At 43.9% G+C, this 11854-nt stretch carries 8 protein-coding genes; 2 read left to right on the top strand and 6 right to left on the bottom strand.

Features of this window, described 5'->3' with window-relative positions; translation table 11 throughout:
- Positions 1 to 306: 306 nt before the first annotated feature.
- From FTV08_RS07545 to betI, 4 genes are all read right to left on the bottom strand, one after another.
- On the bottom strand, positions 307 to 1077 hold the full coding sequence (locus tag FTV08_RS07545; protein ID WP_005106927.1) for a hypothetical protein: 771 nt from the start codon (positions 1075 to 1077) through the stop codon (positions 307 to 309).
- Positions 1078 to 1206: 129 nt separating this feature from the next.
- Positions 1207 to 2862, bottom strand: a complete 1656-nt coding sequence (gene betA / locus FTV08_RS07540) for a choline dehydrogenase (protein WP_005246316.1) — start codon at positions 2860 to 2862, stop codon at positions 1207 to 1209.
- A 10-nt stretch (positions 2863 to 2872) separates the two neighbouring features.
- A complete protein-coding gene (gene betB, locus FTV08_RS07535) occupies positions 2873 to 4348 on the bottom strand; it encodes a betaine-aldehyde dehydrogenase (protein WP_121980144.1) in 1476 nt (491 codons plus the stop codon).
- A gap of 21 nt (positions 4349 to 4369) precedes the next feature.
- Entirely contained in the window at positions 4370 to 4948 is a 579-nt protein-coding gene (gene betI, locus FTV08_RS07530; RefSeq protein ID WP_004731001.1) for a transcriptional regulator BetI, read from the bottom strand.
- 269 nt (positions 4949 to 5217) lie between these two features.
- Between betI and FTV08_RS07525 the strand changes: the two genes are divergently transcribed.
- Together FTV08_RS07525 and FTV08_RS07520 are read left to right on the top strand one after the other, a co-directional pair.
- Positions 5218 to 7254 carry a choline transporter gene (locus tag FTV08_RS07525; protein ID WP_004280327.1) on the top strand — a complete coding sequence of 679 codons (2037 nt, stop codon included), beginning with the start codon at positions 5218 to 5220 and terminating at the stop codon, positions 7252 to 7254.
- A 28-nt stretch (positions 7255 to 7282) separates the two neighbouring features.
- Complete coding sequence (locus FTV08_RS07520; protein ID WP_004646981.1) at positions 7283 to 7891, top strand: MarC family protein; 609 nt, start codon at positions 7283 to 7285, stop codon at positions 7889 to 7891.
- 62 nt (positions 7892 to 7953) lie between these two features.
- On the opposite strand, the gene FTV08_RS07515 is transcribed toward FTV08_RS07520, so the two are convergent.
- Together FTV08_RS07515 and FTV08_RS07510 are read right to left on the bottom strand one after the other, a co-directional pair.
- Complete coding sequence (locus FTV08_RS07515; RefSeq protein WP_180087001.1) at positions 7954 to 10119, bottom strand: TonB-dependent receptor domain-containing protein; 2166 nt, start codon at positions 10117 to 10119, stop codon at positions 7954 to 7956.
- A 500-nt stretch (positions 10120 to 10619) separates the two neighbouring features.
- A complete protein-coding gene (locus FTV08_RS07510; RefSeq protein WP_180087000.1) occupies positions 10620 to 11537 on the bottom strand; it encodes a LysR family transcriptional regulator in 918 nt (305 codons plus the stop codon).
- Positions 11538 to 11854 lie beyond the last annotated feature (317 nt).

Here is an 11854-nt window from a genome sequence, read left to right as displayed (position 1 = left end):
TCACGGACAGATAAGATGCTGAATCTGAATATACAAGCCGGTTCACGGAGGAGAACTTGAATGAAAAATAGAAAATGGTCAGGTTATACCATTTGACGAAGTGTCTGGATAACGCTGCCGAGAATGGGCGCTATTATAGAATTATTTTATGAAATTGATAATATTTGTCTGAAATTCTGGCAGATTAAACCAGATCCTCAGTCTTTCCTGAGCTGCCGGAGCATGAACCAACTTCAAGCCATGAATTATATGATCAATCAAGCTTGCGGATAAGGCAGATTTTCACCTGCCTAGTCCGAGATAACTTTAGAAATCATAACTCAATGCAACTACTGCAAGATTACGCTGCTTTTCATCATAACGGTCATAACCGCCAAAGATATATTCACCCGACAAACTTACCTGAGGTAAGAGCGCATAACTAAGTCCGGCAGAAGCATAACGAAAGGCAAACTGCTTTTCGGTATCGCCCAGTTCACCGCCCTCATATTTGCCTTCATCGTTAAAATAGCTTCCCGCTGCCGTAACGCTGGCATTCAGGCGATCATTCAACTGATGATTCAGGTTAAGCGTATAAAAAGTATCGCCCTGATTGGCATAAGCCACATCATACAGATAGGTCGATACACTGGCGCCAATACTGGTCTGATCATTCAATGCACGACTTATATTTAAACCCAGCTCATTTCCGGTAGTATGCTTGCCGCCCGGATAATAATAGGTTGCGTTCCATAGATCCCAATCATAATTTTCGCTGCTATGGGTATAACCCAGCAGAAAGTTATGCTCGAATTTGTCTGAACGATGTCCCTGACGCCCCTGCACTTCTGCATAAGAGTATCCAAGCGTAGATCCCCAATATCCGACATAAAAATTACCATAAGCCAGATTCAATGCAGCCTGTACAGCAACGTCGTCATTTTCAGGCGCATTGGTCAAACCGCGGGAGACGTATTTGGAGACCACACTCAAGTTTCCGCTTGCTTCTATTTGTTTTACTTCCGCATCATCGGCATAACAGTAAAAACTTGAAACAGCAGCACAGCCAAACAGCACTGTTTGATTGAATATTTTCATAAAATATAAATTGTATTAAGCAAAGCCGGAGATAAAACGAAAGCAGTCGAGATTTTATCTCCGTTTTTGGGAAAAAATTGAAATTCGTTTTACTCCTGCTTTACTAGACGACAGGAATAAAACCATGATTTAAGCGCGAGGCGCCTTGTAAAAAGGTGCAGATGAAGGCGCAAGAGGAGGTTTGCCACGAATATGGTCTGCCAGTTTTTCAGCGATCATAATCGTAGTTGCATTGAGGTTGCCGGTAATGATCAAAGGCATTATCGAGGCATCAATCACACGCAGACCCTGCATTTCATGTACGCGTCCATAACCATCGACAACCGCCATGTCATCCTCACCCATTTTACAGCTACACGATGGATGATACGCGGTTTCTGCATGATTACGAACAAATTCATCAATTTCAGCATCTGTTTGTAGATGTTTTCCCGGACTGATTTCTTCACCACGATAGGGATCCAATGCCGGCTGATGCATAATTTCCCGGGTAATGCGGATGGCATCGCGGAATTCACGCCAGTCCTGCTCGGTACTCATATAATTAAACAGAATACTTGGATGCTCAAACGGGTCTTTGGATTTCAGACGAACACGGCCACGTGACGGCGAACGCATAGAGCCCACATGAGCCTGGAAGCCATGTTCATGAATGGCATTGGTGCCATTATAATTAATGGCCACAGGCAGGAAATGATACTGGATATTGGGCCATTCAAATTCGTCGGAAGAGCGGATAAAACCACCGGCTTCAAACTGGTTGCTGGCTCCAATACCTTTACCTAAAAATAACCATTCAGCGCCAATCATCGGCTGGTTATACCATTTGAGTGCCGGATATAAGCTAACCGGTTTTTTGCATTTATATTGCAGGTACATTTCCAGATGGTCTTGCAGGTTTTCACCCACACCAGGCAAATCCTGAACCACAGGAATATCCAGACTTTTTAACAGTTCGGCCGGACCTACACCGGAGCGTTGCAGGATTTGTGGCGAGGCAATTGCACCTGCACATAGTAGAACTTCACGATCCGCAAAGACCTGAATCGGCTGTAAGGTATTTTGACCTTCAAAATATTCTACGCCAATCGCCTGATTGCGATTAAACAGAATTCGGTTGGTCATGGCATGGGTAATAATGGTGAGATTATCCCGGCCTTTGGCTATATCGAGATAACCACGTGCTGTACTGGAACGACGGCCTTGCGGCGTTACAGTACGGTCCATCGGCCCAAAACCTTCCTGCTGATAGCCATTCAGGTCATCAGTACGTGGATAACCGGCCTGTACACCTGCCTCGACCATGGCATGGAACAGTTCATTATTGCCATTTTTAGGTGTTGCCACCGAAACCGGTCCAGAATCACCATGATAATCATTGCCGCCAATATCGCGGGTTTCAGCTTTTTTGTAATAGGGTAGACACTGCGCATAGTTCCAGTGTTCCAGACCTTTAAGGCTGGCCCACTGTTCCAGATCCATAGCATTACCACGGATATAGCACATGCCATTAATCAGTGAAGATCCGCCCAGACCTTTACCACGGCCGCATTCCATACGGCGATTGTTCATGTGGGGTTCTGGATCGGTCAGATAGGCCCAGTTATAACGGCGTCCTTGTAAAGGATAAGCTAAAGCAGCCGGCATCTGGGTTCTAAAATCCAGACGATAGTCCGGGCCACCTGCCTCAAGTAATAGCACCTTAGTATCTGGATCTTCAGTTAAACGCGCTGCCAGAACATTACCCGCAGAGCCCGCACCGATAATAATATAGTCGTAATTCATCAAATCCCCCTTATGCGCTAAATACAGATTGGAAAGGACTGAGTTCGACCTGAACCGATTTGGTCTGGGTGTAATGCTGCAAGGTCACAAGCCCATTTTCACGTCCAACACCGGAATGTTTATAACCACCGACAGGCATTTCTGCAGGCGATTCACCCCAGGTATTGATCCAGCAGATACCCGCTTCTACCTGATGAATAATTCGGTGTGCACGGGCTAAGTCTGGTGTGACGACACCTGCAGCCAGACCATAATCGGTATCATTGGCACGACGAATGGCTTCTTGCTCGGTGTCATAACTCAGGATGCTCATGACTGGACCGAAGATTTCTTCACGTACAATGGTCATGTCATCACGGCAGTCGGTAAATACGGTTGGCAGGACATAAGCTCCTTGGACAAACTGTTCATCCTTAGCACGGCCGCCGCCACATAATAGGCGTGCCCCTTCTATCTTGCCTTTTTCGATATAGCCCAGCACTTTTTCCATATGCTCAAAGCTGGAAACCGGACCGAAATTGGTTTCAGGATCAAGTGGATCACCCATACGGATATGTTCAACACGCTGCAAAATCTTTTCTTCAAATTCTGCTTTCAATGCCAAAGGCACAAATACGCGAGTACCGTTGGTACACACCTGACCGGAACTATAGAAATTGGCCATCATGGCAATATCGGCCGCCAAATCCAGATCGGCATCTTCACAGATAATCAGCGGAGACTTACCGCCCAGCTCCATCGTGACTTCTTTCAGGCTAGAATTTGCAGCTTGCGCCATGACCTTTTTGCCAGTAGAAACGCCACCGGTAAACGACACTTTGGCAATATCAGGATGCGAAGTCAGATAACCACCAATTTCACCACTGCCGGTAACCACATTAAAGACACCATGCGGCACACCTGCTTCAGTATAAATTTCTGCCAGTTTTAATGCAGTTAAAGGCGTCACTTCACTGGCTTTAAAGATCATGGCATTGCCTGCTGCCAGTGCAGGTGCAGATTTCCATAAGGCAATTTGAACCGGATAATTCCATGCACCAATCCCGGCAACCACACCCAAAGGTTCACGGCGAGTATAAACAAACGAACTGCTTCTGAGCGGGATTTGCTGGCCTTCTAATGCTGGCAAAATACCTGCATAGTATTCGAGTACATCTGCACCTGTCGCAATATCGACGGTGGATGTTTCACTGAAAGCTTTACCACTGTCGAGACTTTCTAAACGCGCCAGCTCGTCATTACGTTCACGGAGGATGGCAACAGCCTTGTTCAAAATACGGGAACGTTGAATCGCCGTCATTTCTGCCCAGACTTTTTGTCCTTGTTGTGCCGATTCAACAGCGCGATCGATATCTTTTCGCGTACATACCTGCACGTCTGCCAGAATTTCGCCTGTTGCAGGATTAATCGTTTGAAACGTGCTATTGGACGTTGCATCGACATATTGTCCATGAATATAAGGACGTTGCAGTTTGAATGTTGTCAATGGAATTTCCTCGCAGGTGGGTTATTTGAGTTGTTGCCGGATATATTCACTACACAGTTCAATCGGCAGTTCTGGGTCAATTTCGCCATTTACCAAAGCACCTCTTAACCAGAATCCATCAATCAATGCTGCCAAACCTTGAGCGGCTTTCTCTGCCTGGTCTTTATTCAACTTTTTCATGAATTCATATTTAAGGTTGGAATGTAAGCGGTAATGATTGATCTGCTGTAACCGATGTAACTCAGGTTGATGCAAACTGCTAGCCCAGAACGCCAACCAGACTTTCATGGCCGCCTTGTCGGTTTGTGGAGCAGCAAAATTACCGCGTACGATCGCCAGCAAGCGCTGCTCCGGTAAGTCATCAACCTGTATCTTTATCTGTGCAACAGATTTACCCAATTGCTGCAATAAGTAACGCATTGTGGCTTCAATCAAGCCATTTTTACCTTGAAAATAATGACTTATGATGCCGGTTGAGACACCTGCCCTCTGAGCAATCTGACTAATTGAAGCTTCTGCAAAACCTAGCTCATTCACTGCAGCTAAGGTGGCATCGATCAGTTGCTGACGACGGATCGGTTGCATACCAACTTTGGGCATAGGACTAACCTGAATAACGGATGTAGCAATAAAAAATCACTCTGCTAAAAAATTAGCGGAATGAGGTAACAATTCATAAACGCTTTTTTAATTGAACGTTCAATTAATAAAAATTATAGTGCCAGCTCACCCTTGATGTACAGCGCAGTTTGTTTTGGATTTGCAAAAGTTTGTAATTCACGAAAACAAGGAAGCTTTACCGCAGGCTTTTGCTTTTAAATCACACTGCACTGTAGATCATCCGGCAACAAAACGATGGTCATGGATTTATGCAAAAGAAAAATGAAGAGATGCGAGATGGTCTGAATAAAGTAGTTTTTTATTTTTCGGCGACACTTATTCTGCTGTTTTCTATCATTACCATTTTATTTAATGAACAAGCCAATCAAGTCATTATCAATATTTTAAACTGGGTCAGTCGTACCTTTAGCTGGTATTACCTGCTGGCGGCAACGCTGTATCTGGTTTTTATCGTCTTTATCGCCTGCTCACGTTATGGCGAAATCAAACTTGGACCGAAACATTCTAAACCTGAATTCAGCCTGCTGAGTTGGTCGGCGATGCTATTTTCTGCCGGAATCGGGATTGACCTGATGTTTTTCTCGGTGGCGGAACCGCTTTCCCATTATATGAATCCGCCTGTAGGCGAAGGTGAAACCTTTGAAGCTGCACGCCAATCCATGGTGTGGACCCTATTTCACTACGGTTTAACCGGCTGGAGTATGTATGCGCTGATTGGGGTCGCCCTAGGTTATTTCAGTTACCGCTACAATTTACCGCTAACGATCCGATCGGCACTTTATCCGATCTTTGGTAAAAAAATTAATGGTCCAATTGGCCATACGGTTGATACGGCTGCGGTACTCGGCACGATTTTCGGGATTGCCACCACCTGCGGGATTGGCGTTGTGCAATTAAATTACGGCCTACATGTGCTATTTGATTTACCAGAAAATATCTGGATTCAAACTGCACTCATCGCTGTTGCCGTGATTATTACTATTATTTCAGTCACTGCCGGTGTCAATAAAGGCATCCGAATCCTGTCTGAAATTAACATCTATGTATCAATTGGGCTGCTGCTATTTATTCTGTTTGTAGGCAATACCGAATTTTTATTAGCAGCCTTGATTCAGAATTTTGGTGACTATATCAGTCAGTTCCCAAAACTCTCTTTAACCAGTTTTCCTTTTGAACAACCGAAAGAGTGGATGAATAGCTGGACCCTGTTCTTCTGGGCATGGTGGATCGCCTGGTCACCTTTTGTTGGTCTGTTCCTGGCCCGTATTTCCCGTGGTCGTACCATTCGCGAATTTGTCACCGGGACTTTGGTTATTCCTCTGTTATTTACCCTGACCTGGTTGTCTATTTTCGGTAACAGTGCTTTATACAGCGTGATTTTTGATGGTAATACTCAACTTGCTACGACAGTTTTAGAAAATCCGGCACATGGTTTTTATGATCTGCTGGCGCAGTATCCAGGCTTTATGTTTACTGCAGGTGTCGCCACCATTACCGGCTTACTGTTCTATGTGACCTCAGCGGACTCGGGGGCATTGGTATTGGGAAATTTCACGACCAAATTCACTAATATTGAACATGATTCACCGCGCTGGCTGAGTGTGTTCTGGGCCATTGCCATCGGTTTGCTGACTTTGGCAATGCTCATGGCGAATGGCGTAACAGCATTACAGAACACCACGATTATTATGGGCCTGCCTTTTAGTTTCGTGATTTTCTTTGTGATGGCCGGACTGTATAAGTCCTTGCGTCTGGAGGATTTTCGGCAGGCCAGTACCAGTCTGAATGCTGCGCCTGTGGTCGGTAATGTGGATATCCTGAACTGGAAGAAGCGTCTGAGCCGGGTCATGCTGCATCCAAGCCTGTCCCAGACCCGGACCATGCTGGATAATGTTTGCAAACCAGCCATTGAGGCCGTTGCAACCGAGTTAATTGACAAAGGCATTCAAGTAAATATTCAGGAAAAATCGCTTGAGGAAGAACCTGAACTGTATCACCTGGATCTGACCATTCAGCTCGATGAAGAAGAAAACTTTGTCTATGAAATATGGCCGGTACGCTATGACACGCCAAATTTCAGTTCACGTGGTAAACGAACCAAACGTTATTACTATCGTCTGGAAAGTTATCTGTTTGAAGGCTCTCAGGGCAACGATCTGGTCGGTTATAGTAAGGAACAGGTGATCAATGACATCCTGGATAAATATGAACGCCATATGATGTATCTGCATATTAACCGGATCAGCCCAGGTAAACGTCCGCTGTTCCCGGACCGTGAAATCTAGGATATCTCAACTACGGAAGGACTGAATGATGTCAGAAAGTTTGAATGCATTTGCCCTGTTTTTCTCCCTGCTCAACCCTTTTCTGATGAGTATTTATATGCTCGGAATTATCCGTAATTCCGACGCAAAAGTATTCAACATGGCATTGATTCAGGGCAGTCTGATCAGCTTTATTGTGTTCATCATTTTTGCAAAAACCGGTGAAGCCTTCTTTAATGAAGTCTTGCATGTACGGTTTGAGTCCTTCCAGATTTTTGGCGGTATTATTTTTCTGGTGATTGGCTATCGTTATGTCTTTGAAGGTGCTGATACGATTGGTGTGATGCGTGGAGCGCCCAGTCATCTGGCGGGTACGATTGCCATGCCGTTTATGATCGGTCCCGGCACCATTTCGGCTTCCGTGATTACCGGGATTCAGCTCAGTTTAATGCAAACCATTCTGGTGATTTTCTTTACCCTGTTTCTGACCTGTAGCTTGCTGATCCTGATGAAATATCTGCATGATCATTTACAGCATAAATATTCCAACTACATTGACCTGTATGTCGATATCGTCGGTCGTGTTGCAGCGCTTTTAATCGGTACTATTGCCATTGATATGATTGTGACAGGCGTTACCGGAATTTTAGAAACCTGATAAATCCTTTCTATCAATAAATAAAAAGAGCGGTGTTTACCGCTCTTTTTATTTTTAAATAATTAAAATTTAAATGACACGCCGGCATAAGTAGAAAAACCTTCACCTGGTGAAGATCGCGCTACATCAGCACCTTTATCATTCAGACCAGGAATCACGACCGCAGCATATTTCTCATCGGTGATATTTTTAAAGTTGATCCAGGTTTTCCATGATTGATGCTCTGGCGCATAACCCATGTCAATGCCCCAGATCTGATAGTCATCACTGAATCGGCTATTGGCATAATCATGCGCCATTTTGGACGCATATTCTGTATTCAGGCCAATATACAGGCCATTATTTAAAGCATAACTCAGTTGAGCCTGATAAAGATGTTTTGGTATTCCCGGTAACTGGTTCTTGCCAAACAATGGATCATTTTTATACTGGAAATCGCTAAGGGTATAAGCCTGTTGCAGACGCAGTTCGCCATATTGGGATTCATGCAATGGCGTATCTAGACTTAGCTCCACCCCTTGATGAATCGTTGGCGTGGCATTCGATTCAACAGCAATTGGCTCTGAAGGTCGATTCGATCCATCTTCATAGGTTTTAAGCATTTCAGAGGTTAACAGTTCATTTTTCACTTTGGAATAATAATAACTCAGTGCCCAATCTCCAAAGCCTGATTGTCCACGTCCACCCAGTTCAAAGCTATTGGCGGTTTGCGTGTCCAAATAGATTGGCGCGCGCACCCGGCCAGAAGCGACACCACTGTCAAAATAATACGGTGAAGACCAAGCCATCGCCCAAGGATGTGCTGGCTCAATGCTGCGGCTTAAATTGGCAAACCATTGCACAGACTCATTCGGCTGATAGGTCAAACCAAGTCGTGGTGCAAAATTCCATTCATAACGGCTGACTTCAGGACTCGCCACAGGATAAGTTACTTCACTTTCCCGATGGGTATACACCGCTGCCAGTCCCAAATCTAATTTGAACTGATCATTTAATGTGGTTTCCTGATCAAATTGCAGGACGTTGTCTGAACCACGATAGGTATAACGGCGGGTAACTGTGTCTGCCGGATAAGTTTGATTACCAATTTCTGTATTAAATCTTAAAGTTTCAGTAACCCCACTGTCCGGGCGGTGTGTGGTAGTGCGCAAGGCAATACGCCCCTGATGCTCCAGACCTAGAAACTGATAAGGCCTTTCATACTGGAAGCGCGCTGTAATATCTTCATAATCGACATTAGTACGATAACTGCTTTCACGTAAATCCAGCGGATAATGATGATAAGCCAGACTGCCGGTCAGTTTTGCATCATCCTGTAAATTCCAGGTCGTGGTATTGGCCAGCCAAGTACTGCCCGGCTGAATCCGTTTGGCATCTACCGCTAAATTAAAGCTATTCGCTGCTTCAGGATCATTTTTGAGCTGTTCTTGTGTAATCCGTCCTGGAGTTAAATGCTTGCTCTCACGGTAACGAGCATAAAAACGGGTTTCGATATCCGGACTGATCTGATAGCCCAAATTAAAAGCCAGACCTTTGCCATCGCCTTCAGCATGATCCTGAATTCCATCAAACTGGGTACTCGTCAGCGCCAGATAATAATCCATCTGATCCAGCTTTCGGCCGGTACTAAACTGATATTTTTGATAACCATGGCTGCCCATTTCATATTTGAGTTCAGAGCCATCCTGATCTGAGCCGGTCTTGGATTTATAGTTGATTGTTCCACCTAAGGCCAGTCCGCCTTGCTTAAAGCCATTGGCTCCGCGATAAACCCCGACATGATCAATCCACCAGGGTTCTAGCAGTTCATACGCTGTACCACCCGGTCCGGTAAATGGAATATCATCAATCAGGACGTGCGTACCGGATGCATGTGCACCCGAAGTCCGGTTGATGCCTGAGCCACGGATTGAGACTTTTGCACCTTCATTCCCTGCAGACTGGGCATAAATTCCTGGCTGTAAACGGAACACATCGGCTGTGGTTGCAAGTCGCTGCTGTTCTAGCTGCTGCTCGCCAATAAAATTCGTTCCTCCTGAAACCTGAGCCAGCTCTTTCTGATATTGCTGCTGCGGATTGGCATTCTGCCCAGCGCTGATCACAATAGTATTCAGCTGTTGAACATTGTCCGGTCCTACGGCAGTTTCAGCATAAAGATGACCTGAGACAATCGACAGAATCATGAGGCTCAGCGGGCTTTTCTTGAGAGGAATTTTTGTCATGTGCATGGCGAGTTTATACAGTCCTGTATAAGTGATTCCGTTTTATGAGAGGAAATCAGTTTAAAAATTATGCTGTAGCATAGATCAACATTGTTATTTTCAGGAGTTATTTTCTGCCAAAAAATTGACTGATCAGCGTATGTTTTTTCATTTTATTTAATCTTTTTATTAAAAATCAACTTGCAAGATCAAAACCACATCCTCACAAGTTCCAAGAACCTAATTTTTAAGTGACTGATATTTAATAATATGTAATTTAATTCTGCACAGATGTATTTTCACCTGGCAAAATGTGATAAGTAGAAAAATTTATAATCGACCAAACCAGTTCTTTAATTTCTAAAGTTGACAGAAGTTGTATATTTTCTGACTCGAAGTAGACAAAAGTAACCTCATCATCTTATAGAAAAATTGAAATTCTTGAGAGAAAAAAGTCTATTCTTAAAAATCCTGACGATGCAGGATTTTTAAAAATAACGGACTAAATATATTTAACTATTCGCAAATTAGCTGTAATAGACCTGTCTTTTCTTGGAAAACCGATCCAGCTGTTTCAAGAAGCCTTCAAAATAATCTTTCTGCTTTTCTTCTGTGCGATAGCCGGCGTATAAAGTTCGACGTAATCCTTCAGGTGCCACACAGTCGAGGCGGCGTGAAGTGACCCAGCCTTTCTGCTCATATTCATTGACCACCCAATCAGGTAATGCACCAATCCCGCGACCACTTGCCACCAGCTGAATCAGCATTTGGGTCAAATCTGTGGTGCGAATGTCTTTTGGTAGAATATTAGCGGGAATAAACAGACGCGACATAATGTCCAAACGGTGTTTATCCACCGGATAAGTTACCAGCGTTTCTTCAGCAAGCTCCTGAACAGTAATCTCTTTCGCACGTACCAGTGGATGGGTATTGGATAAAACCAAGCGTGATTCGTATTCGAAAATCGGGAAATATTCAATGCCTTTAAGCGCAATTGGATCAGCCGTAATCAGTAGATCAAACTCTCCGGTTTGTAATAATTCATGCGGATTCGATTCAAAACCTGAAGCAAAGTCCAGGTCTACATCCGGATATTGCATCCGGTATTGATTGAGTAGTGGCATCAACCAGTCAAAACAGCTATGACATTCAGAGGAGAAAACTATTCGTCCGGTCTGGCCATGCACAATACGGCTGATATCGCTCTGTGCAATTTGAACTTGCGGTAATATTTCATCTGACAGTTTTAACAACCGCTCCCCAACATTTGAAAAACTTACGGGACGACTACGCCGATTCACTACTTCAACCCCGAACCATTGGTCGAGTTCACGTAGCTGATGTGACAAGGCTGATGGGGTTAAACATAAATCACTTGCTGCTGCAACCAGAGAACCATGCTCCCGCAGAGCAGTTAAAGTTCTTAAATGGCGGAGTTCTATCATGGAAAATACCGGAAATTTCAAAAGACGGATGACACTTAATTTGTCTTAAGCATAACCCATTTCTCTTATTTTATTTAGTTTTTCTCATTTTTAAATCATAATAATGAGATATATTCACCTATTGGGTTTGTAGGTTTGAATTGCTATTCCCTTAATTTTTATTAATTTAATTTTATTGATTAAATTAATTTTATTAAATTTGTCTATAAAATAGCGCTTAAATTTACAGCAGCAACAAGATAGAAAACTAACTTCGGTATAAAAGTCACAGAATAATTTTGCTCAATTCATACAATAAAAAGTAGAAAATATTTTAG

It is taken from the genome of Acinetobacter sp. YH12226 (assembly GCF_013417805.1).
In the GTDB taxonomy this organism is placed as follows: domain Bacteria; phylum Pseudomonadota; class Gammaproteobacteria; order Pseudomonadales; family Moraxellaceae; genus Acinetobacter.
This window is presented reverse-complemented; position numbering and strand designations above follow the sequence as displayed.